Below are 26,272 nucleotides of genomic sequence, written 5' to 3'. Positions count from 1 at the left end.
TACGGCTGGGCCTCGAACGGGGTATCCTCAATCGGGCCGTCGTGCTGGCGCTGGCGGCGCGCTTCACCGGCCAGACCCGCTACCGCGACGCCGCGGTCGACGCCGCCGATTACGTGCTCGGCCGCAACCCGCTCGACCGCAGCTACGTCACCGGTTTCGGCTGGAATCTGATGACGCGGCCACACCACCGGTTTTGGGCACATCAGTTCGACCCGCGTCTGCCCGGGCCGCCGCCCGGCGTGCTGAGAGGCGGCCCCAACGCGACCGCGTTCGCCGATCCGACCTTCGCGACACTGAAAGGCCGCTGCGCGCCGCAACGTTGCTGGCTCGACGACGGGCGCGCTTATGCCAACAACGAAGTCGCGATCCACTGGAACGTGCCGCGGTTGTGGGGCGCGACCTGGCTGGACGGCGGCGCGCGCTAGGGTCAGCCGGCGAGCGAGCGGGGCAGTTCGTCGCGCGTGATATACCGTTCAGAGTTGTAATAGGCACGAAGCTGCTCGGCGGTGTTCTGCGACGGGTCCATCAGCCAGCGCGTGTGCCACGTCATGAACCACAGCCAATCGGCATCAGGCCCCAGCGTTGCGGGATCAGGGATCGGGCCGTTCTCGTGGAGGCAGATCGGCACGGTGCCGCCGACGATCGCCTTCACCTGCGCGAACATCGGCGCGAGGTTGCCATGATCCTGAACGTAGATGTCCGCACCGGCGATATCGATATAGTCTCGCCCCGGATAATAGGTGGGGTCGACGTTCTGACCGGCCCAGCCCAGCACCCAGATCAGGTTGTTGAGCCCGCGTGTGTGCGTGAAATAATCATATTGCATCCGCCACAACGCCTTCACCGCGTCGGGGCCATGCTTTCCCCACCAGAACCAAGTGCCGCTGAATTCGTGGAACGGGCGCCACAGCACCGGGACTTGGTGGTCGCGCAATTCCGTCAGTAGATCCGCGACATGCGCCATCTGTTCGCGCATCAACTGGTTCTGCCGCGTGCCCGGCGTCAACGCTTTGGCGACATCGAAATCCTTCTTTGAATTTTCATAGCCGGTGCCGATATCGGGCGCGCCCCAGTGCCAGCACAGCGCGACGATGCCGCCCGTCTTGTGCCACGCGATCGCGCGCGCGTTCACCGGTTCCTGATCGCTCGGCACGATATAGTCGAACCCGAGGATCGCGGGCAGCTTGCCGGTGGTCTTCTCGATATAGTCGAGTTCCTGGCGCGCGCCGCCGGGGGTGAAATCCTGCTCCTGCTGGCCGGTCAGTGTGTGGTTGCCATATTGCGACCACAGATAGGCATAGAGCGTCCGCGCTTCCTTCGAGGCGGCCCGGTTGCTGAGTTGCCCGCGCCGCGTGCGCGGCTTCGCCATGTCGGCGGCGTTCGCGGCACCCGGCAGCAGCGCCAGTGCCGCCGCGCCCGCCAGGGTTTCCCGTCTGCTCCACACCATCGTCTGTTTCCTTTTCGTCATCGATCAATTGCCGCAACCGGCCGGTCCCGGTGGCGCGCTGGCAATCCGGGCGATCGAGATGTCAACACCGGCGGCGCCGTCGCTCGTCAGCACCATTGGCCGGGTGATCTTCGCCATATCAACACCGGCGTCGGCGAAGCAGCGCAGCGGCACGGCAAGCGATCGCCATTCGCCGACAGGCCCCTGCAACGAACCTTTGATCGGCAACGCGACGAGCTTGCCGCCCTCCATGCCGAGCGTGATCAAACCGGTCGGCGCGGCCGTGATGCGGTAATCGATCACGAGGCTGAGCAGACCGTTCGATTCCCGGCTGACGTCGATCGGGTGGGCTTCCTCGATTGCGACCGTGCCGGGGAAGCTGAGGCGCAGGCTGTCTTCCTGCGCGTTGCGATCAACGCGCGCGATTCGGGCACCGGCGGTCGCATCGAGCCGCGCGCCGCCCGCGACCCGGCCGCGAACGAACAGCGCGTTCTGGTCGCCCGCCGAGATTGCCGGCTTCGCTTCGCTCAGCAGCGGCACCGTCGTCGCTTGCGCGTAGGATAGGCCATAGCCGAACGGGAACTGGGGATCATATCCCGGGTCCCGCCGGTTGAGGACGTATTGATCGACCCGCTTCGGCCACGAGAAGCTCAGTTTGCCGTGAAAATCGGTGCGTGGCTTGCCGGCCGCGTCGCCGATCAGCACGTCGGCGATGCCACCGCCCTCCGTACCCGGCAGGAACGCCGCGACGAAGGCGTCGGACGCGTTGATCTCGGGCGCGATCCACAGCGGACGCCCCGACAGGAACACCGCGACGACCGGGATGCCCGCCGCCTTCAGCCGCTTGAGCAGCGCAAGATCGGATTTGTCGTCCGGCGAGAATTCAAGCGTCGGCCGGTCGCCGGTGAACTCGGCATAAGGCGTTTCGCCGAACACGACGATCGCCGCATCCGGTTTTGCGGTGTAGCGCCCGTCGACGGCGAGCGTCGCGCGGCCGCCCGCCGTCCGCGTCGCCGCGTCGATCCCCGACCAGATTGATTGTGCGTTTGGAAAATTCGCATTTGTGACGCCGGTGCCCTGCCATGTGATCGACCAGCCGCCGGACTGCATGCCAACATCATCCGCGCCGCGCCCCGCAACGAGAATGTTCGCGCTCGCCTTCAGCGGCAGCACGCCACCATTGTTCTTGAGTAGCACCAGTGATTCGCGCACCGCCTGACGCGCGATCGCGCGGTGCGCCGCGCTGCCCAACTCGTCGAAATGGCCTGCCAGCGGACGCGACGACGGTCGGCCCGCATCGAACGTGTGGGACAGCAGCTTGACGCGAAGAATGCGACGGACCGCATCGTCGAGCCGCGCGGGCGCGATCGTGCCGTCCTTCGCCTCGCGCAGCGTGTTCTCGTACAATTGCTTCCAGCCGTGGCCGGAATACATGAACATATCGAGCCCGGCGTTGATCGCGGTCGGGCAATCCTCGTTGGTGCAGCCGGGCACCTGACCATGCGCGTTCCAGTCGCCGATCACGAAGCCGTCGAAGCCCCAGCGATCCTTCAATACCCCCGTCAACAGGCTCTTGTTGGCGGTCATCTTGACGCCGTTCCAGCTCGAGAAGCTCGGCATCACCGTCAGCGCGCCGGCCGGCAGCGCGGTTTCGTATCCGGCGGCGTGGACGTCGCGCAACACGCTCTCGCTCACGCGGGTATCGCCTTGGTCATGGCCGCCGGTACCGCCATCGCCGAGGAAATGCTTGACAGAGGAAATGACATGGCCGGGGGCCATGAAGCCCGCGCCGACCCGGCCCTGAATCCCCTGCACCATCCGCCCGGCGTAGCTCGCGACGATCGCGGGATCTTCCGAATAGCTTTCGAACGTGCGGCCCCAGCGATCGTCCTGCACCACCGCCACGGTTGGTGCAAAGCTCCAGTCGAGCCCGGTGGAGGCGGTTTCCGCTGCCGTCGCCGCGCCGATCTTCTCGATCAGATCGGGGTCGCGCATCGCGCCGAGGCCGATGTTGTGGGGAAACAGGGTCGCGCCGACGACATTGTTGTCGCCGTGCACAGCATCCGTGCCCCAGATGATCGGAACGACCGCTCGCCCGTCAAAGCGCATAATCGACGCATCCCAGAACGCGTCGTACAGTTTGAGCCATTCCGGGCCGGGCGCGAATTCGTCGTTGTTGGGCGCGGAGTTGCCGCCGTTCAGAATCGCGCCGAACTTGTAGGTCAGCAGATCGGCCGGGGTGATCGACGCGATGTCGACCTGGATCAATTGGCCGACCTTGTCCTCGACGCTCATCCGCTGCAACAACGTGTTGATCCGCGCTTCCAGTTTGGGATCGCGCTGCCGTGCGTGCGGCAGCAGCGGCCACTGATCGGGATGGGCGGTCGCCGCGGCCGGCGTCGTGGGTGCGGGCGTCGCATCGGCGCTCATCCATGCGGAGGCGCCAAGGCCGATGGCGGACGCCAACAGCACGCGTTTGAATGGCGACATGTACGACCCCTCCATCTGTGATTGGTTACAGCCTTCGATCGACATGAGAGTGTTGTCAACGATACATATTTCAAATTTACTTTTTCCGTCCGAGTGTGCTTGATGCGGCAATTAGCCAGCAGGTAATCGGCTGGCGAACGGGAGAGGGCATTTGCAAAACGGCGGCATTCGGAACGCGGGGACGGCGCTTGCGACCCTTCTGGTGGCGATGGCGGCGCCTGCCGAGGCGCAGAGCTGGGGCCCGGTCAACGTCGATCTACCCGCCGGTGGCGAGGGCTATGTGCGGCCGGCGGGCGACGGCACGGCGCTGGTCGCCGACAGCGCATCGACGTTGTCGGCCTGGATCGAGGCATCACGCGCGCCGGCTGCCGGCATCATCCTGATCGGCGGCTTCGGTGACCCGGCCGATGCCCCGCGCCGGTTTCTGGCGTTGGTCGATGGTCGCGCGGCGCTGGTGACCGAAGCCGGCACGCTCACCGGGCGCGGCGCGCTGCCGACGCGCGGCTGGCATGCTATCGCAGCGACGGTGGCGGGTGGCACCGCGCGACTTTTTATCGATGGTCGTCAGGTCGCGACCGGGCCGCTCGGCGTCGCGGCGGTCAAGCCGGACATAACGGTCGGCCCGCGCCTGCGCATCGGCGGCGACGCGGCCTCACCGCTGTTCGCGCCCGGCTTCGCGGGGCGGGTGGTCGACCTGCAACTCGATGCCGGTGCCGCTGATGCGGCGACGCTGCGCGCCCGTGCGCAGGCGATGCCGAACCTGTCGGATATCGCTTTCCAGACCGGCAGCCCGCACTGGCCGGTGCAGACCCATCAGATGTACGGCCAGATCGCGCCACAGGATGCCTGGACGCTGCCGCGTTCACGCGCGCCGCTCGGCAAACCGGTCGCGTCGCCCGAGCCCGCCGGCCCGGAGATCGCCGCCACCGGACCGGGCGAGTGGTCGATCGCCGGCTGGCGGCTCGCGGAGGCGCCGAAGGTCGCCGTGCCCGGCGAGACGATCAGTCGTGCCGGTTTCGACGCACGGAGCTGGTATGCGGCGACCGTGCCGGGCACGGTGCTGACGACGCTGGTCGATCGCGGCGTGTACGCGGACCCCGCTTTCGGCATCAACAACACCGCGATCCCCGAAACGCTCGCGCGGCAGGACTATTGGTATCGTAGCGAGTTCGACGTGCCGGCGGACGCGGTCGGTCGTCATCAGGATCTCGATTTCAAAGGCGTCAACTATGCCGCCGAAGTGTGGCTCAACGGACAGAAGCTCGGCGGGATCACCGGCGCGTTCATCCGTGGCCGCTTCGACGTCACGGGCAAGCTGCGGCCGGGCCGCAACGCGGTCGCCGTCCGCGTGTCGCCACCGCCGCACCCCGGCCTCAACCAGGAGGAATCGCTGACCTCGGGCGTGGGCGAGAACGGTGGCATGATGATGCTGGACGGGCCGACCTTCGTGGCGACCGAGGGGTGGGACTGGATCCCGACGATACGCGATCGCAATACCGGATTGTGGCAGGGGGTGGCGCTGCGCGCGACCGGCGACGCGGCGATCGGCGATGCACACGTCGTCACCGCATTGCCGCGCCCGGACAATAGCGTAGCCGATGTCGAGATCACCGTACCGCTCACCAATCGCGTCGCCCATGCCGTCACCGCGACCGTGCGCGCCACGTTCGACGACGTCAGCGTTCAAAAGCGCGTCACGCTCGCGCCGGGCCAGCAGACCGACGTGGTGCTGCGCCCGGCCGACTTCCCGCAATTGTCGGTGCAGCATCCGCGACTGTGGTGGCCGAACGGCTATGGCGCGCCGACGCTGCATGATCTCACGCTGACCACCAGCGTCGATGGCCGCACCAGCGACACCAGCAAACTGCGCTTCGGCATGCGGCAGGTGACCTACGACCTGTCGCTGATGGATCAGCATGGCGCGCTCGACCGCGTGACCGTCGATCTCACCAAAGCGCGCGCGCTTGGGCAGCCGATCGTCGATGGCAGCCATACCGGCATTCGCAAGGTCGCGAACGGCTGGGCCGCCAGCCTGTATCCGGGTGCGGAGACGAGCCCGGCCGTCACCCCGCTCGTCGATGCACCGGGCCTGTCGCCCTATCTCGTCCTGCGCGTCAACGGCGTCCGCATCGCCGCCAAGGGCGGCAACATCGGCATGGACGACTTCATGAAGCGCGTCGACCGGACGCGGCTGGAGCCGATGTTCCGGCTGCACAAGGACGCGCACCTCAACATCGTGCGCAACTGGGTAGGGCAGGACACCGAGGACACGTTCTTCGACCTCGCCGACGAATACGGCATGATGGTGCTGTCCGACTTCTGGGAATCCACGCAGGATTACAACATCGAGACCGATGTTCCCGCCACCTTCATGGCCAACGCCACCGATGTGGTGAAGCGCTATCGCAATCACCCCTCGATCGTGGTGTGGTTCGGCCGCAACGAGGGCGTACCGCAACCGGCGCTCAACGAAGCTCTGCAGAAGCTGATCCACGACGAGGACGGCACCCGGCTCTACATGGGATCGTCCAACCGGGTGAACCTCCAGAATTCCGGCCCGTACAACTGGCAGCGCCCGGAAACCTATTTCACCACGCACGCGCGCGGTTTTTCGGTAGAGGACGGCACGCCGTCACTGCCGACGCTCGAATCCTGGCAACGCACGATGGCGCCGGCGGATCAGTGGCCGATCAGCGATGCCTGGGCCTATCACGACTGGCATCAGGTCGGGAACGGCGCGGTGAAGACCTATACCGACGCGTTGGCGGCGCGGTTCGGCGCGGGCACCAGCCTGCCCGATTTCGAACGGAAAGCGCAGATGATGCAGTACGAATCGTACCGCGCGATCTTCGAGGGGTTCAACGCGGGCCTGTGGACGGTGAACTCCGGCCGGATGCTGTGGATGACGCAGCCGGCATGGCCGTCGTCGGCATGGAACATCTTCTCGTCCGACTATGACACGCAGGCGAGCTTCTACGGGGTCAAGAAGGCGTCTGAACCCGTTCACGTCCAGATGAACCTGCCGGACGGCAAGGTCGTATTGGTCAACAACACGCTCGGTGATCTGTCGGGGGTAAGCGTGCGCGCGCATGTCGTCGGCGTAAGCGGCCAGGCGCTTGGCGATCGCAGTGCGACGGTGGCGGTGGCCCGCCAGCAGGTCGGCGAAGCGTTCGCGCTCGATCTGCCGAAACTGACCGCTGGCGGCATGGCGCTGATCCGCCTGACGGCAAGCGGCGCGGATGGCGCCGAATTGTCGAACAACTTCTACTGGCAGGGCGCGGACGATGCCGCCTATCGCGCGCTCACCACGCTTGCCGCCGCGCCGCTGTCGGCAACGGTGACGCAGACGCCCGCCGGCGACGAAACCGAGCTGCGCGTGGACCTTGCCAATGCCGGCACCACGCCGGCGATCGAGGCCAAGCTGACGGTGATGAACGCCGACGGCACGCAAGTGCTGCCCGCCTATTTCAGCGACAATTACATCTCGCTGCTGCCGGGTGAGACCCGCGTCGTGACGATCCGCTTTCCGACCGCGAAAGCGCACACGCCGAGCGTGACGTTGCGCGGCTGGAACGTCACGCCCGCGACGTTGCCGGTCCGGTAATGCCGCAGATGACGGTTGGGCGCGTGGCGAGCGCGCTTCGCCTTCCCCTCCACCACGCACCCCGATCACGGATCCCGCCCAAGATGAAACACCTGCTTCTTTCGCTCGCGCTGCTGCCGATCGCGATCACCAGTGCCCCTGCCCGTGAGGTCGCCGCGCCCGTGGTCAGGGTCGATGGCGGCAGGATTGCCGGAACGATCGAGCCCGATGGTCGCGTCACGTTTCGCGCGGTGCCGTTCGCTGCACCGCCGCTCGGTCCGTTACGCTTCCGCCCGCCATCCGCCGTCGTACCATGGGCCGGGGTACGGGCGGCGCGGTCGTCCGCCCCGGCGTGCGCGCAACTCTCCGATGGCTGGAACAAGGCGCTCGTCGATACCAGCGCGGAGGATTGCCTGTATCTCGAGGTGGGGACGCCCGCTCTGCATCCGGCCAAACCGCTGCCCGTGTTCGTGTGGATTCACGGCGGCAGCAACAAGGCGGGCAGCGGTTCGGGTGCGGTGGTGTCGTCGCTGGTCAGCCACGGGATCGTCATGGCGTCGGTACAGTATCGGCTCGGCCCGCTCGGCTTCATGGCGCACCCGGCGCTGACGGCGGAAAGCCCGACACGTGCCTCGGGCAATTACGGGCTGATGGACCAGCAGGCGGCGCTGCGCTGGGTCCAGCGCAATATCGCGGCGTTCGGCGGCGATCCAGCCCGCGTGACGATCGGCGGCGAATCGGCAGGCGGCGAAGACGTCGGCTACCAGCAGGTCTCGCCGCTCGCGACGGGCTTGTTTCATGCCGCGATCGAAGAAAGCGGCACCGCCGGTTTCGGCTGGCCCGCGCGCACCCTCAGGACGAGCGAGGCGATCGGCGAGGAGATCGCCGCGCTCGCCGGCGTACCGAAAGCAAGCGCGGCGGCGCTGCGGGCGCTGCCCGTGGCGAAGCTGCTCGAGGCGGCGCGGCATATCCGCACGCCGGCCGGCCTGCCTGATCCGGGCACGGTGTGGCTTCAGACGACGGTCGACGGGCACGTCATCACCGAACCACCGGCCGCGACCTTGGCGCGGGGCGGCGGCACGCGTGTGCCGCTGCTGATCGGCAACAACACGCGTGAGATCGCGTTCTACGACAGCGCAGCCGTCACGCGCGCGGCGCTGGACGCGGCGTTTCCGGGCCACGGCGCGGAGGCGGCCAAGTTCTATGGACTGATGGACGCCACGCCGACCAAGGATGATCCGGTCTACGGCCCGGCGACGCTGCGGGCTGCGACCGACGCGCTGTTCACCTGCCCCGCCGATCTCGTCGCGCGCGCGCGTGCCGAAACGGGCGTGCCGGTATGGCAATATCTGTTCGGCTACGCGCCGGTCGGCCGCACCGTCACGCATGCCAGCGAGGTGCCGTTCGTCTTCGCGCGGCCGGGCGAGGCGGGCATTTCAGCGGACGCGCCGCCGTTGCAGGACTATTGGGCGAACTTCATCCGAACCGGCAATCCCAACGGAGCCGGCCTGGCGCATTGGCCGGATTACGGCGCGAGCCGCCGCTTCGTCACGTTTGGCAACGGTGCACCGGTGGCGGGCACGGATTTGCGGCCTGTACCTTGCCACTGGGTCATCAATCCATAATTCCTAAGCGCGTCGGGAGGCGAGACGAACCGCCTCCCGATCCCGTGAGGAATCCGGGGCGGCGCGGCTAGGCGGTGGTGGGCCACAGCCGTGCCGCGCCGCGGACGCCCGACGAGTCCCCCCAGCGCGCCGGCACGATTGGCGCGTCCCACACACCACCGAACACATGCGCGCGCACGATCGCAGGCAACGGCGCGTAAATTTCGGACACGTTCGACATGCCGCCCGCAAGCACGATCACATCGGGATCGACGATGTTGACGATCATCGCCAGGGCGCGGCCAAGCCGATCGACATAGCTGTCGAGCGACGCACGCGCCGCGCCGTCGCCGTCGCGTGCCGCCGCCGTGATCGCCGGCCCGGAGAGCGACACGCCGGTTCGCAGCCGGTGCACCCGCTCGAAACCGGTGCCGGAGATCATCGTCTCCATGCAACCGTATTGCCCGCACCAGCAGGCGGCGTCCGCTTCCTCGTTGCGCAGCCAGGGAACCGGCAGATGCCCCCACTCGCCGCCGAGACCGTTGGCGCCTTCGACGATACGGCCATCCACGACCAGACCGCCGCCGACGCCGGTGCCGACGATCACGCCGAACACCACTCGACCGGCCGCGCCGGCGCCGTCGACCGCTTCCGACAACACCATGCAATTGGCATCGTTGGCGACACGCACCGGGCGCCCCAGCGCGGTCGTGAGGTCGTCCCGGACCGGGCGGCCGTTGAGGAAGGTGGCGTTGGCGTTGCGCACCAGCCCGTCACGCGGGCTGGTGAAGCCCGGCAGCCCTACGCCCACGGACCCTCGCGCACCGATCTGCGCCTCGATCTGCGCGACCAGATCAACCAAGGCGTGGACGCAGCCATCGTAACTGCCGGGATTGGGAACGCGCAGCCGCGCGACGATCGCGCCGTCCGCATTCAGCGCCGCCGCTTCGAGCTTGGTGCCGCCGACATCGATGCCGATCTGCATGCCCGTCTCGTCAGCCACGATCAGCGCACCCCGCCGACAGCGACCAAGTGGTCACGCCCGCCCAACGCGGGGACGCTACCGCCTCACCCGATGTGTCCGGCCGGACCTTGCCGAAGCCCGGCGCGAAAGCGATCGCGTTCCATCGCGGGCGACGCGGAGGAAGAAAAGATGTCGTCATCAAAAATTCCTGCAATTCGATCAGGGGAGATCGTCTCGAAGCGAAGACGGGTCGGTTTGCTGGAGTATCGCAGTGCGCGGTGCAAACCTTCGCTGTATCTGCGAGGTGATAATGGTTCGATCACAATGCGTGGTGTTCTTGCATCCCCTCGGCTTGCCATGCCGGCCTGTTCCGGCATTTTGCCTACTCCAAAGGAAAATTCAATTTAAATAATCTTCTACTGTTGCTGCTCCGGTTATTTTCCCGGTACGTGCTGCCGGATGACGTGTGACCCTTCAGGATGGCTAGCGTGAAGGCCCGTCCTCAGCCCGCCGATGGCGATCGACGCAGCGTTCCGTCCGCAGATGCTCGCGACGGGCGATTGTCGCGCAGCCTGTCGGGCACCAATCTTGCCCGCGCCGGCGATTATAATCTGCGTACCGTGTTGCAGGCGATCCGGCTTGCGCCCGGCACTACCCGTGTCGCGATCGCGCACCAGACCGGGCTGACCGCCGCCACCATCGCCAATATCACCGGCCGTCTTATCGAAATGGGGCTGGTACGGGTGATGGGCCGCCGCCAAGGCGGTCGCGGACAACCGCCGCTGGAATTGATGGTCGAGCCCGATGGCGCGTTCGGCATCGGCGTCAACATCGATCGCGACCATCTTACCATCGTGACGATGGATCTCGCAGGCGAAGTGCGCAGCCGCACCACGCGGGAGGTTGCATTTGCGCTGCCCGATACCGTCCGCGGCTTCCTGCGTGACGAGATGGATCGTGCGATCGCCAGCGGCAACATCAAGCGCGACCAGATTCTCGGCATCGGCGTGGCGATACCCGACGATCTCGGCCGAATCTCGCTGCCCGGGCAGCCCGAAGCGTACCGCGCCTGGGACGGCACCGAGGTCGCCGATCTGTTTCACGGTCTGCCGTGGCAGGTGCATTGTGACAACGACGCCGCCGCTGCCGCGCTGGGGGAGGCCGAGTTCGGCACCGGCTTCGACAATCCGACTTTCCTGTATCTGCTGGTCAGCGCGGGGCTGGGCGGTGGTCTGGTGGTCGATCGCAGCTACCATCGCGGCGCGGGCAACCGCTCGGGGGAGATCGGTCTGATCCCGGATGCGAGCGCGGGTGCCGCCGGCGCGACCGTGCAGGACACGGTGTCGCTGTCCGCGCTGCTCCGTCGTCTGGAAGCGGCCGGGCTGCCGGTCGAAACCGTAGCCGCGCTCGACCGGCTAGAAGGACGTGCGGCCAAGATTGTCGATCACTGGCTCGACGATGCGGTTCGGGCGTTGACGGCCCCGATCGTCTCGGTGAATTGTCTGATCGACCCGGATGCCATCCTGATCGGTGGCCGTTTGCCGATGTCTTTGATCCACCGTCTGGCAGAACAGTTGAACGCTGCGATGGAAAATCTGCCCGTACCGTCGCGCGCACCAATTCGTCCGGCGATCATGGCGCAAGATGCGCCCGCGATCGGTGCCGCGATCCTGCCATTCCTTGATCATCTGTTGCCGTCCGACGCTATCCTGATCCAGGCGGGCCGGTGATCGTCAGAGGGGCGAAGCCCGCAGACTAACGGACCGATCCGATCGACCGATTAGCGGATCATGGCGGGGCCGGAAGTCTCCTCCCGGCCCTGCCGACACGTTACAGCGACAGGCGAACGGTCAACTGGAACTGACGATCGCTCTTGAAGAACGAGCGCGGTGCCTCAAGCCCCACGCCATTCAGCACGAAGGTCGTCTTGGTCGTCGTATCCAGCAAGTTCTGCGCCTGAATGCCGATTTTGAACTGCTTGTTGACCGTGTAGAACAGCGATCCATCTAGCTGCCCGCTCGCCAGCGCATAGACCGGCAGATACGGGAACACGACATCGCGGTTGGTGAGCAGATACTTCGAGCGCCAGCTATACGCGACACGAGCATAGAAGCCGAATAGATCATAGAAGGCCGACGCGTTAAAATTGTACTTCGACAGGCCGGCCAGCGGCAAGTTGCTGTACAGGCCGGTCACATCCAGCGGCGGCCGGCTGCCATCAGCCGCACCGTTCGCCGGCACCGAGTTCGGGATCTTGCCCGGATCGATATAAGTGAATGTCAACTGCGTACCCAGCCCGCGCAAAGCGCCCGGTAGGAAGTCGAAGGTCTGCTGATACGCCGCTTCCGCGCCCTTGATATGGGCATGGCCGGGTGCGTTCGCAGGGCCGTTCACAAGAACGTCATAGGTCGCGCCGTTGTTGGTGAGGCTGCGGGTGAAGCCGTAATTGTCGAGAATAATGTTGGACAGATCCTTGTAGAACACCGCACCGGTGAGCGAGCCAACCTTGGCGAAATACCATTCGCTGGTCAGGTCGAACTGAAGCGCGTCGACCGGCCGCAGATACGGGTTCTGCGCGCTCGCCGTAAAGCCAAAGTTGCCGGCGCTGTTGCCGCCTGACACGCCAACGCCGACGTAATCCCGCAAGCTGCCGAAGTTAGGCCGCGAAATCGCTTTCGAAGCTGCAAACCGGAATAGCAGCTTCTCATTGGCCTGATATTTGAGATTGAAGCTCGGCAACCACTTATTGAACGATTGCGTGGCAACGTCGGGACGCGAAGCGCCGTTTGAAAACGCCAACGCGGAAGCCTGTTGCGCCGGGCTGATGGTGCAGATCGCCGGGACTGTGTTGCTACCGTTAGGGTGGGCCGACGAGTACGCGCAATACCCAGCAACATCACTGTAGTTTGCCGAAGGCGTAAATACTTGATTTGGCGTCGGGAACGTCAACGCGCCAATAGAACTGTCGGTGGTACGGACAAAGCGCACGCCGACGTTCCCCGATAGGCTCGATGCGCCGCCGCCGATCGAGTCGACGGCGAAATCCACACGGGCATAGGCGGAGTATGTCCGTTCGCTATTCTGGTAGATTTCGCTTGGCAGGAAGTAGCCGTCGACGAGGTTCGTCCCGCGATCTTCCAGCGGCTTGTAGCTGCCACCGGCCGCCGCCGTTGCTTGGCGCAGCAACGCTTCGAGTGCGGTATGGTTGGTCAACACTGCATCGGAGATATACGGGGTAGACGGAGGCGTTACCGCACCACCTCGGAAAAAGTTGTCGTAAGAGAATAGGCTCGTCTGTCCAGGATAGCTCGACAAATAGGCCGGACCGCCCGAAGTCCATGTATCAGAGACCGCACCCCAATTATTGTAGTCATTGGTGCGCACTGTCTGCTCGCGGTCCGAGTAGCGAATGCCAAACCGCGCCTTACGGAGGAATGAATCTTCCGATAGATCATATTGCGCGTCCGCCTTGCCCGACCATTCGTGACCGTCGTTGATTTGCCGATTGTTGAACGCGTCACGCATGTAAACATCATTGGGGCTTGCGAAATAGGCAGCCGTATTGAAACCCGGAGCGATCGACGTGATCTGTGGAATGCTCTTGCGCGCATCGATGTTAACCTGCGAATAGGTCGCCGTATCGACAATGTCGTCAACATTCTCGGCATGTGCCGTCACATACTGCCCATCAAAATTGAGGTGCAGGCGAGGCGTGGGCTCCCATTTGATGTTGATCGACTGATCTTGCGTGACCGAACTGCTATAGAAAAAGCGGTTTGAAAACGTGGTGAACTGACTGCCCGGTGCAAACTGCGACAGCGCGCCATACGTGCCGGACGGGCTGTTGCCATACACGGCACCGCCGGTGTGTGCGATAGTTCCGCTGGTGAAGATGCCGTCGTTATCGAACGTATAGTTCTGAAAATTTTGCCCAGCGATCGGCGCGGCGGCATTATATCCGACTGGATATGTATTGCCGACGTCGGCATAATAGACGTTGGGTTCGTTGGTGTGCTCGACCCAGGCTTCGCGGGCATCGGCGCGGACGAACTGCGCGGTGACGAGCAGGTTGCCCGAGGCATTCTCATATTGCAGCGCGCCAACGAAACCGATCCGCTCCCGATTGAAATCCTGCGTGCGCGAACCCGCGCCAGCCGGCGCGTAGACGACGTTCTTGCCGGCAGGCACCGGGAAATGATCGTAGATCGTGCTCGCGTACGGCGTGCCGGCGTTGATCGTATGACCTTCGCCCGCATCCTGCACGCCGTTACCGTTCGTGTCGTCATTGTACCGCGGCAGCGTGGCGGCGAGAAACACCGAATCTGATCGGCTGTACTGCTGGTTGTAGCTGCCGCTGGCGAGCACGCCGATGCGGCCGCCACCGCCAAGCTGAAACTGCTTTGAGAACAGTCCGACGATCGCCGGAGCGCTACGGCGCTCGAGGTCGCCGTAGTTCACGCTACCCGACAGGTACAGGAGCTGATCCTTGCTGTCGAAAGGCTTGCGCGTGTTGATGTTGACGTCGCCGGCGATACCCCCCTCGATCATATCCGCCGTCAGGTTCTTGAACACTTCGACTGATCCGACTAGTTCGGTGGGGATATCGTTAAAGCCGATCTCACGGCCTGGCGTCGCAGCAAAGGTGTCGCGGCCATTGAATTCGCCACGAACGTAGTTGAGGCCGCGTATGGTGACGCTCGACCCTTCTACCGAAAAGTGCTGGGAATCGCTGGGCGAGGCGAAGCGGCTGATTGCAACGCCGGGCACGCGTTGCAACGCCTCGTTGACCGAACGATCTGGAAGCGCGCCGATGTCTTCGGCGGTGATGGCGTCAACCACTGTATCGGCGTTGCGTTTGATGTTCTGCGCGTTGGCGAGGCTCTGGCGCAGGCCGGTGACGATCACGTCCTGCGGCTCCGAGCCGTCGGCAGCTGGCGTCTGCGTGTCCGACGTTGTCACGGCGGACTGATCCTGCGCACCGGTATTGCTGATCGAAACGCTGTTCGAAACCGGCTTCTTGTCCGCGCTCGCGGCGGCGGACTGCCCGGCTTGCGCATCTTTGGTGGCGGGTGCGTCGTCGCGTGTGGCTGGCGCGGGGGCGGTCTGGGCAAAGGCATTCACCGGCACCTGCGCAGCAACCGCAAGGGCGAGCGCGGATGCTGTCGTCGTCAAAAGCCGACGCGAGCGCGTTTCAACGGAATATGCCGATTGACTCATTATTCCCCACCTCTCCTGAAACGGCGCCTTTGATAAGACTGCCGTCACTTCTGCAAACCGTTGAAAGCGACGTTGGCCAGGGTCTACGGTTCAGACGCGGCAACCTCAAGCGAAATATAGAAAGTTGATTTAAGAAAATTTTATGGTCAAAACGCGTGGTGTTCCTGCAACAATCTTTTCATTGAAAGGCGTTGGATGGCGTTTGCCCCGGTTCGCGTCATTGTTGTCGGCGGGGGAACCGCAGGCTGGATGACGGCGGCGGCTCTTGCCGGCCTAACCGGTTCCGCCTGCTCGGTCGACCTGATCGAATCGGAGGAGATCGGCATCATCGGCGTCGGCGAGGCCACGTTGCCGCATCTGCGCGCGTTTCTAGAACGCCTCGGCATCGACGAGCGTGCGTTTATGCATGCGACGGATGCGACCTATAAGCTAGGCATAGAATTTCGCGACTTCGGACGCGTCGGTGATCGGTACATCCACCCGTTCGGTACGTTTGGGCAGCCGCTCAACGACGTTGCGTTTCACCATTATTACGCCCGCCTCGCGCACGCCGGCGGGGTGCCGCCGATAGGCGCGTTTTCCGCTGGTGTCACAGCGGCGGAGGCGTGCCGCTTCGAGCAGCCGGGCAACGATCCGAACGATCCCACCACCAGCTTCGGCTATGCCTATCAGTTCGATGCGACGCGCTTCGCGCCGTTTCTGCGCGCGTGGTCGGAAGCGCGCGGCGTAACGCGCACGCCCGGCCGCATCGTCAGCGTCGAACGCGGCCTGGGCGAGCGGATCGGCGCGGTCAGGCTCGCCGACGGCACCCGGATCGAGGGCGATCTTTTCGTCGACTGTTCCGGCTTCCGGTCGCTGCTGCTCGGCGGCGAACTCGAGGAGGCGTGGGAGGACTGGTCGCACTGGCTCCCGTGTGATCGGGCGGTCGCGATGCCGTGCGAGAGTCCGCCCGGCCCGATCGAACCGTTCACCCGCGCGGTCGCGATGCCGGCGGGCTGGCGCTGGCGCATTCCGCTGCGGCACCGAATCGGCAACGGCTACGTCTATTCGAGTTCGCACCTCGACGATGGTGACGCAACCGAGGCATTGCTGGCGGCGCTGGAGGGCGCGCCCCTTGCCGAACCACGCTTCCTCCGGTTCCGTGCCGGGCGTCGGCGGCGCAGTTGGGTCGGCAACGTCGTCGCGGTCGGTCTCGCCTCGGGGTTTCTGGAGCCGCTCGAATCTACCAGCATCTATCTCGTGCAGGCAGCGATCACCGCGCTGATCGAGCATTTCCCCAATCGCCGCATCGCCGCTGTCGATCGCGACGGCTTCAACGCGACCATCGATGCCGAATATGACCGGATCCGCGATTTTCTGATCCTGCACTATCACGCGACGACGCGGGACGACACGGCGTTCTGGCGTCACGTCCGCACGATGGCGGTGCCGCCCAGCCTCGACGACAAGATCTCGTTGTGGCGGCAGACCGCACAGGTCGCGAAATACACGCAAGGCCTGTTCCTTGAGCCGAGCTGGGTCGCGGTCTTACTCGGACAAGGCGTTCTGCCCCACGGCTGGGATCAGCGGGCCGATCTGCCCAATGCGGGCGGGCTGACGCGCGCGTTCGGCGGCCTGTCACAAGCGATCGCCGCTCGGGTGGCGGCGATGCCCCTGCATGACGCGGATCTGCTGCGGGCATGACCGGGGCGATACGTTCGGTCGTGGTGTGCGGCGGCGGCGTGGTCGCTCTGTCGGCGGCGGTTGGCCTTGCACGCGCGTTGCCGCGCGCTCGCGTTCTATTGTTGCCCGTACCCGTCCCCGCCGATGCGCTTGCCGACCGGTTGCCGGTGGCTTTGCCGGCCAATGGCGCGCTGCTGGCGAAGCTCGGCATCCCCGTCGGACGCTTGTCCGCGCAAGGCATCGGCGCGCTGCGACTGGCAAGCCGCTTCGCTGATTGGGGCGCGGACGTGCCGTGGCTAGTCGGCGAGGGCGAGGCGCTTGCACCGCCGGGCATCGCGCTTCAACAGCTTTGGCTGCGCGCCGCCGAGGGCGGGTCGGTGCCGCCGTTCCACGATCTTGTGCCCGCCTGTGCGCTGGCGACGGCCGGTGCCGCTCTACCGCAGGCGCTTCATCCGGCCTCGCCACTGGTCGGTACGGCTACGGCGCTGCATATCGATGCGGCGCGGTTGACCGGGGCGCTGGCGGGATCGGCGCGGGAAGCGGGCGTACAGGTCGCGCCGCGCGGGCTTGCCATCGTCGGGATCGAACGCGGTCCCGCCGGCATCGTTGAGCTCGGCATGAACGATGGCTGTCGCTGGCAAGCAGACCTGTTCGTCGATGCGAGCGGCTCGGCGCGGGCCTTGCGCGGATCGGCCCCGGCGCCGGTCGCGGATTGGCGGCCTATGCTTCCGGTCGATCGCCTCCTGCTTGCAGCACCGGAACCTTATCACGCGATCGATACGTATCGGGCGCGGCCAGGCGGATGGCAGGCGCACTGGCCCGCCGCCACCGGCTATGGCTTCTCCGCAACGTCCGACGAGGCGGCGGCGCGGAAGGATCTCGGCGCCGCCGGCGCACGGTGTGAACTGGTCAGTCTCGACCCTGGCCGGCTGATCGACGGCTGGTCGGGCAACGTTCTTTCGCTCGGTGAGGCGGCGGTTCAGCCGGGTCCGCTCGGCCTGCTCGGCTATCCGATCGCGCTGGGGCAGCTCGCGCTCGCGCTGGAGCTTCTGCCCGGTCGCGAGATGGCACCGCTACTGCTCGCCGAATACAACCGCCGTGCCGGTCTGCATGCGGACCGGCTGCGTGATACCGCGATCGCGCTGTATGTCGCCGGCACGCGCCCGCGCGGCGCGTTCTGGGCACGCGCCGCGCGGGCGGCCCCGCCCGAACCGCTTGCCGCGCGAATGGCGCAGTTCGCCCGGCGTGGTACGCTGTCGCCGCTGGCGGAGGACAGTGTCGATCGTGATGTCTGGGCGGCGATCCTGCTCGGTCGCGGCGTGCGCCCGCAGCTTACCGGCCCGATTGCGCTGAACATGCCTGTCGATGCGGCGCGCACGGCTGTGTGGCAGATGGCGGACGACCTCGCACGAACGGTGGCCGCGCTGCCGATAGATAACGGGAACCGGATATGACGCGAGCGATCGGGCAGGTAGTGATCGTCGGTGGCGGCACTGCCGGATGGATGATGGCCGCCGCCGCCGGTCGCTTCCTCGACGACGGCCAGCGCCGGATCACCCTGATCGAGTCCGACGCGATCGGCACCGTCGGCGTGGGCGAGGCGACGATCCCGCCGATCCTAAAATTCAACCGCTTCCTTGGCATCGACGAGGGTGAGTTCCTGCGGGCGACCGGCGGCAGTTTTAAACTCGGCATCGAGTTCGTCGGCTGGGAAACCGGGCAGGACCGCTATTTTCATCCGTTCGGCACGTTTGGGCAGGATGTCGAGGGGCTCGCCTTCCACCAGCTGTGGCTGAAGCTGCGCTCCCGCGATGGCATCGGGCCGATCGGCGCGTATTCGCCGGCGGATGTGGTGGCGCGGCGCGGCGCGTTCGCGCCGCCGCCGCCCGAGTCGCGCGCGCCGCTATCCGGGCTGGCCTATGCCTATCATTTCGATGCGTCGCTCTACGCCGCCTTCCTTCGCCGACGCGCGGAGGAGGATGGCGTCATCCGAATCGAGGGTCGGGTCGACCGTACGGAACGCGACGAGGCGACCGGCCATGTCCGCGCGCTGATCCTCGACGACGGACGCCGGATCGAGGGGGAGCTGTTCGTCGATTGCTCGGGCTTCCGCAGCCTGCTGCTCGGCGATGCGATGGGGGTCGAGTTCGAGGACTGGTCGCACTGGCTGCCCTGCGACCGCGCCGTCGCTGTGCCGACGCGCCGCAGCGATCCGATCATCCCCTTCACCCGTGCGACCGCGCACGCGGCGGGATGGCAGTGGCGCATCCCGTTGCAACACCGCACCGGCAACGGCCTCGTCTATTCCAGCGCGCATCTGTCCGATGACGATGCGCGGGCGTTACTGCTCGCCAATATCGACACCGAACCGACCGCAGAGCCGCGCCATCTGTCGTTCCGCGCCGGGCGGCGGCAGCGGTTCTGGTCGGGAAATGTCGTGGCGCTGGGCTTAGCCGGGGGTTTTCTGGAACCACTGGAATCGACCAGCATCCACCTAATCCAGCAGGGCATCTCGAAACTGTTCGCGCTGTTTCCAGATACCGGCTTCGGCAGGATCGAGCGGGACGAGTATAACCGCCAGATGGGCGATCAATACGATTCGATCCGCGATTTCATCATCCTCCATTACCACGCCACGCGGCGTGACGATTCGCCGTTCTGGCGGCACCTGCGCACAATGGCGGTGCCGGACAGCCTGCGCCGCAAGATCGATCTGTTCCGCACCAAGGGCCGCGTGTTCCGCTATGACGACGAACTGTTCGCGGTGCCGAGCTGGGTGGCGGTGATGCTCGGCCAGGGCATCATGCCGGACGGCTACGATCCGGTGGTGGACGCGCTCGACGCGGATCGGCTGGCGGATGGCATCCGCCGCCTGCGCGCGGGCATGGCGCAGGCGGCCGCGACGCTGCCCGCCCATGGTGACGTTCTCGCGCGGATCGCAGCGTCTCCGCGAGTACGCTAACGCCCGAGCGCGCGAGACAGATAGGCGCGGATCATGTCGTCACGCTCCGGACTGGCCGGGCCGAGGATGCCGCGTGCCGCCACCGGCAAATGATCGGCGACGGCGGGGGCGTCGTCGGTGAACACATAATGGTCGAACCAGGTGCGCATCGCCGCGCGCTGACCGGCCGGCAAATCGCGGACTGCCATGATCGCGTGGACGAGCGCAGCGAACGGCGACACCTGTCCTTCCTGCCCCCACCAAAAATTTACCAGCACGTTGAGCGGCCCTGACGCGCGCACTTCGTGCCACCACAGCGACGGGATGAACAGCGCGTCGCCCGGCGCCAGTTCCGCCACCTGCATCGCCGCCGCCGCCGCGGCGAATTTCGGAAACCGCTCGAGGTCGGGTGCCTCGATATCCACCATGCTGGTCGGCTGGCCCGCCATCGTGCGATCGAGCGGGCCGACGTACAGGTTTTGCGTCTGTTCGGGCGGGAACAACACGATGCGACGGTGACCCGCCACCACCGCGGCGATGTTGCTCGACACGTCATAATGCGTTGAGACACGGCTGGCGTTGCCGATCCAGATCCGCGGCACCGCGTCGGGCGTCGCCAGCGGCAGCGGGTTCTCGCGCGTCCAGCCGGGGAAATGCTCGGGCGCGCTGGCCGCACCGGCGTAGAACGCGGGCGGGCGCGGGTTGGCGGCCTCCTTCAGCAGCGTCTCCAACAACAGCGGCAGCGTGATCTGGCCGCGTTCGAAATTGAAGCCGGACAGCTCTTCCCGGTAGAAGAAGCGACCGCCGATCTCGGGTGCGCCGACGAACAGGCTGGCCGGTCGCCCTCCGTCGAAACGGCGGAGATAGTCGGCGGTCGCCACTGGCCCGGCGCGTCCCGCCGCAACCGCTGGCCAATCCGCCACGAGCCCGCGCAGGATCACCGGATGATAGGCGGGCAAAACGTCGGCGGCGAAGCGCTCCGCCGTCATGCCGCGCATCTCCGGCACGCGCGGCGCGGTGGCGATGGAAGGAATCATGTTTCTCGTCGCTCCATGCGCGTCTGCACAGCTTCGCCCTTAACGCGCGGAACGTTCGCGAGCATAGGGGTCGGTGATGGCGGACCGTCCTACGCTATTGCACCGCATCATGCCATCTGGAGAGATCATGCCGTACCGCGCCGCCGTCCATATTTTCGCCGTCGCGCTGTTCGGCGGCCTGTCGGCGCCGATCTCGGCTGCCCCGCTCGGCAACGCACCGACCTTCGCGCGCATCTTCGGCGATCATTCCGTGCTACAGCGGGATCGCCCGCTGGCGATATGGGGGCAGGCCGCCCCGCACGCGCGCGTGCGTGTGACGCTGGGTGGTGGCGCCGCCACCGCCGTCGCGGACGCGTCGGGCAAATGGCAGGCTACGCTGCCTGCGCATCACGCGGGTGGCCCCTATACGCTCACCGCCACGGCCGACGGGGTGTCTACGAACCTTGCGGATGTGATGGTCGGCGACGTCTATCTGTGCGGCGGCCAGTCCAACATGGAGTTTCCCGCGCGTCTGTCGACCGGCGCCTGGAGCGGCCTCGGCAGCCCCGCGGACAGCGGCCTGCGGTTCGCCACCATCGTCAAGGACAGCGAGCCCGCGCCGCTCGCCGATCTGCATGATCCCGCGCCGTGGAAGATCGCTGGGCCGGATACCATTCCGGACGCGTCCGCCGTCTGTTATTATATGGCGCGGGCGTTGCGCAAGAGCGAGCACGTCCCGGTAGGCTTCGTCGCCGCCGACTGGGGCGGCACGACCATTCAGGGCTGGATCAGCGCCGGCGCGCTCGCCACGCTGCCGGCGTATCGCGAGCGCGTCGCGCAAGTGGCGCGGCTCGCCGTGGACGCGCCCGGCGCGCATGCCGACGAAGACCATCGCCAGGAGGCGTGGTGGGACGCGCACGACCCGCAGGCATCGGCAGAGCGCGCGTGGATCGCGCCCGGCTTCGACGATACGGGTTGGCCGGTCTACACGCCGAACGGTTCCTGGAAGGATGCAGGTGTCACCCAGCTTAGCGGGTTCGACGGCGTGGTCTGGCTGCGCAAGCGCGTGGACCTGACCGCGGCGCAAGCGGCGGCGGCGACGCAAATGCAACTCGGTCCGGTCGACACGTTCGACACGACCTGGATCAACGGTCACCGGGTCGGCAGCGGCGGCACCGCCTGGGCGTGGCGGATCTATGATCTGCCGGCGGGTACGCTCCACGCCGGTGCCAACGAGATCGTGTTGCGCGTGCTGGGTGGCGGCGGCCCGACCGGCGATCCCGCGATGCGCGGCATCAGGACGACGACGGGAGAGCTCATTCCGCTGGAGGGCGCGTGGCGCTATCGTACCGGTATGCGCGCGACCGGTCTTGCGGTGCCGCCCGCGCCGTGGGACGTGCCGACCAGCCTGACGACGCTCTACAACGGCATGATCGCGCCGATCGCACGCTATGGCTGGAAGCTTGCAGCCTGGTATCAGGGCGAGTCGAACGTCGGCGCTGCGAACGAATATGCCACGCTGTTGCCGATGTTGATGGCGGACTGGCGGCGCGCCAGCGGCGAGCCCGAGCTGCCCTTCGCGATCGTCCAGCTCGCCAATTACGGCACGCCGCGCAGTGACCCGGCGGAATCGGGCTGGGCGGAGCTGCGCGCTGCGCAGGCGCGCGTGGCGCGCGCCGATCCGCATGCCGCGCTTGCCGTGACGATCGACGTGGGGGACCGGTTCGATATTCATCCCTCGCAAAAGCTGGTGGTGGGCGAACGGCTGGCGAACGCCGCGCGCGTGATCGCCTATCATCACGACGGTGTCGTGGGCGGGCCGGAGGCGATCGCCGTGACCCGGTCGGGCGGCGATCTCATCATCCAGTTCCGGAACACAGGCGCGGGATTGCGCTCTTATGGCGCCAGTGTGGTTATCGGGTTTGAGGTATGTGCTGTCACGCGATGTCACTTCGTTCCGGGTGAAGCGGCTGGCAGTATCGTCCGATTACGTGGTGCTGGCGATACGCAGTCCACGAGAGTGCGTTATGCATGGGCAGATGCGCCAATAACTAATCTTTATGGTGGAGGCGAACTACCGGTGGTGCCGTTTGAACTCCCCGTGAAGGACCATAACGGCAACTCTGATGTCGTTCGGTAAAAACCAATGTGGCAAGAACAATCATCTGATCTATCCGTATCCTGTCAGTCTTGTTGCGGGGTGCAGATCGTGACGTCAAACAGATGGACGTAAATAGTATCTACTCTAAAGACACGACCGTTTAATAGGCTTAACTTAAGGCACTGTAAGGCTACCATGTCGTTAGGCAGTACCCATACGACAAGTTTTATGCCAAGGAAAAACGAAGGTCAGGGACATGATGCTCGAGCATATCTAATAATAAAAACCTAGACGTTCTTGCGGAATTCACTATACTTGTGCCTTTTATGTTAATATTACCCTGGTATTTATGCAGAATATTGTGGCCTATGGCGTAGGCATATTAGCTAAATTTCTCGATTCTAAAAGTATACATGCCTAGCGTATTGCTAAGTATGATTTAGCATAACATGATTCCACCTCTTACTATGTTTGATTTTGTTCAGAAAGGTCTGAAATGTGTCTGATTAACATGGTTACCTGATCGGCTTAGAGCCTCATTTAAAGGAGGACCATACGGCACCCATTCAAACGACATTGTGGAAGCTGCGAGAAGCGTTAACCATCAGCCATGACGGTTGAAAGCAGCTTTCCGCTGACGCCCAGTTGTCGTCATTGCCTCGGCGGAGTTACACTCAATCATGAGGTACGCTTTCAACTCCTCTGATAGACTTGCCCGCGAGGTGGACGTACTGCGACGATCCCGCGGTGAGCTCATGAAAATCCACTTAGAAAGCGACGCCCTTGAAACGAGCCTGCCTAACCCGCCGCACTCTGCTTGGCTCAACTATGTTGATGTTTGCATCGTCCGCCTTTGCCGGCTTGGAACGGCCTTTGTATCGCAATTCGAGCGCCGCTATCGCGGACCGGGTTCACGATCTGCTCAGCCGGATGACATTGGAAGAGATGACAGCACAGATGCGTTGTCTGTGGCAGCAGAAGACAAGCATCATGAACGCAGATGGCAGTTTTTCCGCTAGAAAGGCTGCGGCGTCCATTCCGCACGGAATCGGTCAGATCGCGCGGCCGGGGGATACGACCGGCACTACGCAAGCTACGCAAACCGCTTTTCGAAGTAGTAAGCAAACTATCGACTTCATTAATGCCGTTCAACGTTTCCACGTTGAAGAAACACGTCTTGGGATTCCCGCCCTGTTTCATGAAGAACTTGCTCATGGTTTCAGCGCCCGGGGTGCAACGATCTTTCCGGTACCTCCCGGTCTTGCGAGTACATGGGATCCCGTATTAGTCGAGCAGGTCTATACGGTCGCAGCAAGGGAAGCCCGCGCCCGCGGCATCACCGTCGCGCTCACGCCGGTGCTCGATCTAGCGCGAGACCCTCGTTATGGCCGGGTCGAAGAATTCTTTGGTGAAGATCCTTGGTTGAACGGCCGAATAGGAGTCGCGGCTGTTCGCGGCCTGCAAGGCCCCACGCGACCGCTCGCTAAAGACAGGGTTTTCGCAACACTAAAGCACTTTGTTCACGGAACTCCACAAGGCGGCATCAATCTCGCGCCTGCTGACGTTTCTGAGCGGACATTGCGGGAAGCGTACCTAATACCATTCCAGCAGGTGATCCGCGAGACGCACCCGGCTATCATTATGCCCTCGTACAACGAGATCGCCGGCGTTCCCTCCCACGCAAACAAGGAGTTGCTTCAGAAGACCGGCCGCGAACGCTTGATGTTCACGGGTGCGTATTTCAGCGATTACGATGGGGTCAAGAATTTGGTGACCCAGCACCACGTGGCAGCAAATGATGACGAGGCCGCGGTGCTCGCAATATCGGCCGGTGTCGACGCCGAGCTTCCCTTGGCGCAGCGTTTCAGAGACTCCCTGAATTGGTGCGAAGTGAACGCATCTCGATCTCGGCTATCGACGCCGCTGTAGCACGTATTCTCAGCCTGAAGTTCGAAGCTGGGCTTTTCGAACATCCTTATATCACCGCTGCGAACGTGCGAGCGGTGTCTGCGCCCGCGCACGTCGCACTGGCTCGGGAAGCCGCGCAAAAGTCGATTGTCTTGTTGAAAAATGATGGCTCGTTGCCTCTGAATCCAGCGTCCTCAATGAAGCTTGCGGTGATCGGTCCCAATGCAACCGAGGCGCTGTTCGGCGGTTATTCCGGCGTGAATGCGAACGCTGTGGGAGTGCTCGCAGGGATCCGGGCAGCAGTCGGTTCCAACGTTCAGGTCGAGCATGCCGACGGCGTCTGGATCACTGAGCCCGATCCAAACGGCGAGCATACTTGGGGTACGCCGCTAAGACGTCCTTCAACCGCTGACAATGCAGTTCGTATCGCCGAGGCCGTCGTGGTGGCCAAGCGCTCGGACATGATTGTTCTGGTGCTTGGGGATCGACCTGAGATCACCCGTGAAGCAGTGCAGTTCGGTGACCCTGGCGATCGCAGCACGCTTAGCCTGTTTGGTGATCAAGATGCCTTGGTCGAGGCGATGATTGCAATCGGCAAGCCGATTGTGGCGCTTCTGATCAACGGTCGCGCTTTGGCGATCGAGCGCTTAGCCGAGCAGGCAAATGCGCTGTTGGAATGCTGGTACCTTGGACAAGAGGGGGGCAATGCTGTTGCAGACGTTCTGTTCGGCAAGGTGAACCCGGGCGGTAAGCTCACGGTCTCGTTTCCTCGCTCGGTGGGTGAACTCCCGGTCTATTACGATCGGCACCCGTCCACAGATTTAAATCAATATGTCGAGGGGAAGCGTACCACGGTATTTTCGTTTGGGCATGGGCTGAGCTACACGAAGTTTAGAATTTCGACACCCCGCTTGACCAGGGCGACGATCGCTCAGACAGACAGTGTTGATGTCGAAGTCGACGTTACCAACATCGGGACGAGAGTCGGCGACGAAGTCATACAATTATACATTCGAGATGACGTAAGCTCAGTTCCAAGGCCGATTTTGGAATTGCGCGCATTCGAACGTGTGCCGATGATGCCGGGTCAGTCAAGAACCGTTCGCTTTCGTTTGACGCCCGATATGCTCGCGTTCTGGGACGTCGATATGAAATGGTCAGTCGAGCCCGGTTCGTTCACAATTTCGGTTGGAAATAGTGTGGAAGAACTTAAGACGGTCAAGCTGATGGTGATATAGATACAGCGCGTGGTATCGCCGAGTTAAGCTATGAATCGTCGATATTTGCGCGGGAAATAAGCCTACTGAACGGCAGCTCACCATCTAGTCTACGCGAAAAC

16 protein-coding genes are annotated in these 26,272 nt (G+C 64.5%); 10 read left to right on the top strand and 6 right to left on the bottom strand.

Features of this window, described 5'->3' with window-relative positions:
• Positions 1 to 41: 41 nt before the first annotated feature.
• Positions 42 to 425, top strand: a complete 384-nt coding sequence (locus tag L8F97_RS05205; RefSeq protein ID WP_242147255.1) for a glycoside hydrolase family 9 protein — start codon at positions 42 to 44, stop codon at positions 423 to 425.
• A gap of 2 nt (positions 426 to 427) precedes the next feature.
• Here the strand turns inward: L8F97_RS05205 and L8F97_RS05200 are convergent, their stop codons facing one another.
• Both L8F97_RS05200 and L8F97_RS05195 read right to left on the bottom strand, forming a co-directional pair.
• Positions 428 to 1,468 (bottom strand): glycosyl hydrolase, encoded by a 1,041-nt coding sequence (locus L8F97_RS05200; RefSeq protein ID WP_242147252.1) that lies wholly within the window; start codon positions 1,466 to 1,468, stop codon positions 428 to 430.
• A 3-nt stretch (positions 1,469 to 1,471) separates the two neighbouring features.
• A complete protein-coding gene (locus L8F97_RS05195) occupies positions 1,472 to 3,937 on the bottom strand; it encodes a glycoside hydrolase family 3 N-terminal domain-containing protein (protein WP_409929006.1) in 2,466 nt (821 codons plus the stop codon).
• Positions 3,938 to 4,088: 151 nt separating this feature from the next.
• Between L8F97_RS05195 and L8F97_RS05190 the strand changes: the two genes are divergently transcribed.
• Positions 4,089 to 7,541, top strand: coding sequence for a glycosyl hydrolase 2 galactose-binding domain-containing protein (locus L8F97_RS05190; protein ID WP_242147250.1), 3,453 nt, complete (start codon positions 4,089 to 4,091; stop codon positions 7,539 to 7,541).
• An 83-nt stretch (positions 7,542 to 7,624) separates the two neighbouring features.
• On the top strand, positions 7,625 to 9,145 hold the full coding sequence (locus L8F97_RS05185) for a carboxylesterase/lipase family protein (RefSeq protein WP_242147248.1): 1,521 nt from the start codon (positions 7,625 to 7,627) through the stop codon (positions 9,143 to 9,145).
• Positions 9,146 to 9,212: 67 nt separating this feature from the next.
• On the opposite strand, the gene L8F97_RS05180 is transcribed toward L8F97_RS05185, so the two are convergent.
• Both L8F97_RS05180 and L8F97_RS05175 read right to left on the bottom strand, forming a co-directional pair.
• Entirely contained in the window at positions 9,213 to 10,127 is a 915-nt protein-coding gene (locus tag L8F97_RS05180) for an ROK family protein (protein ID WP_242147246.1), read from the bottom strand.
• A gap of 65 nt (positions 10,128 to 10,192) precedes the next feature.
• Positions 10,193 to 10,465 carry a hypothetical protein gene (locus L8F97_RS05175; RefSeq protein WP_242147243.1) on the bottom strand — a complete coding sequence of 91 codons (273 nt, stop codon included), beginning with the start codon at positions 10,463 to 10,465 and terminating at the stop codon, positions 10,193 to 10,195.
• Between the two features lie 111 nt (positions 10,466 to 10,576).
• On the opposite strand from L8F97_RS05175, the gene L8F97_RS05170 reads away from it, so the two are divergent.
• Positions 10,577 to 11,818, top strand: coding sequence for an ROK family transcriptional regulator (locus L8F97_RS05170; RefSeq protein ID WP_242147241.1), 1,242 nt, complete (start codon positions 10,577 to 10,579; stop codon positions 11,816 to 11,818).
• 100 nt (positions 11,819 to 11,918) lie between these two features.
• On the opposite strand, the gene L8F97_RS05165 is transcribed toward L8F97_RS05170, so the two are convergent.
• Entirely contained in the window at positions 11,919 to 15,260 is a 3,342-nt protein-coding gene (locus L8F97_RS05165; RefSeq protein WP_242147239.1) for a TonB-dependent receptor, read from the bottom strand.
• 240 nt (positions 15,261 to 15,500) lie between these two features.
• On the opposite strand from L8F97_RS05165, the gene L8F97_RS05160 reads away from it, so the two are divergent.
• From L8F97_RS05160 to L8F97_RS05150, 3 genes are read left to right on the top strand one after another with little or no spacing between them, the layout of a single operon-like run.
• Positions 15,501 to 16,988: a tryptophan halogenase family protein gene (locus L8F97_RS05160; RefSeq protein WP_242147237.1), complete on the top strand. Its 1,488-nt coding sequence runs from the start codon at positions 15,501 to 15,503 to the stop codon at positions 16,986 to 16,988.
• A complete protein-coding gene (locus L8F97_RS05155; protein WP_242147235.1) occupies positions 16,985 to 18,421 on the top strand; it encodes a tryptophan 7-halogenase in 1,437 nt (478 codons plus the stop codon). The genes L8F97_RS05160 and L8F97_RS05155 overlap by 4 nt, the downstream gene beginning before the upstream one ends.
• Complete coding sequence (locus L8F97_RS05150; protein WP_242147232.1) at positions 18,418 to 19,929, top strand: tryptophan halogenase family protein; 1,512 nt, start codon at positions 18,418 to 18,420, stop codon at positions 19,927 to 19,929. Before L8F97_RS05155 ends, L8F97_RS05150 begins: the two co-directional genes overlap by 4 nt.
• On the opposite strand, the gene L8F97_RS05145 is transcribed toward L8F97_RS05150, so the two are convergent.
• Positions 19,926 to 20,945, bottom strand: coding sequence for a cupin-like domain-containing protein (locus tag L8F97_RS05145; RefSeq protein ID WP_242147230.1), 1,020 nt, complete (start codon positions 20,943 to 20,945; stop codon positions 19,926 to 19,928). The two genes, L8F97_RS05150 and L8F97_RS05145, sit on opposite strands and share 4 nt — an antisense overlap.
• Positions 20,946 to 21,021: 76 nt before the next feature.
• Here L8F97_RS05145 and L8F97_RS05140 point away from each other — a divergent pair, with 76 nt between their 5' ends.
• The 3 genes from L8F97_RS05140 (at position 21,022) to L8F97_RS05130 (ending at position 26,171) form a co-directional block, all read left to right on the top strand.
• On the top strand, positions 21,022 to 23,064 hold the full coding sequence (locus L8F97_RS05140) for a sialate O-acetylesterase (RefSeq protein WP_242147229.1): 2,043 nt from the start codon (positions 21,022 to 21,024) through the stop codon (positions 23,062 to 23,064).
• A gap of 789 nt (positions 23,065 to 23,853) precedes the next feature.
• Positions 23,854 to 24,954, top strand: coding sequence for a glycoside hydrolase family 3 protein (locus tag L8F97_RS05135; protein ID WP_242147227.1), 1,101 nt, complete (start codon positions 23,854 to 23,856; stop codon positions 24,952 to 24,954).
• A complete protein-coding gene (locus tag L8F97_RS05130) occupies positions 24,909 to 26,171 on the top strand; it encodes a glycoside hydrolase family 3 C-terminal domain-containing protein (RefSeq protein WP_242148240.1) in 1,263 nt (420 codons plus the stop codon). The genes L8F97_RS05135 and L8F97_RS05130 overlap by 46 nt, the downstream gene beginning before the upstream one ends.
• Positions 26,172 to 26,272 lie beyond the last annotated feature (101 nt).

It is taken from the genome of Sphingomonas sp. BAUL-RG-20F-R05-02 (assembly GCF_022662305.1).
Lineage (GTDB): Bacteria > Pseudomonadota > Alphaproteobacteria > Sphingomonadales > Sphingomonadaceae > Sphingomonas.
Note: the sequence above shows the minus strand (reverse complement) of the source record. Positions and strands in the feature narration are given on the sequence as shown.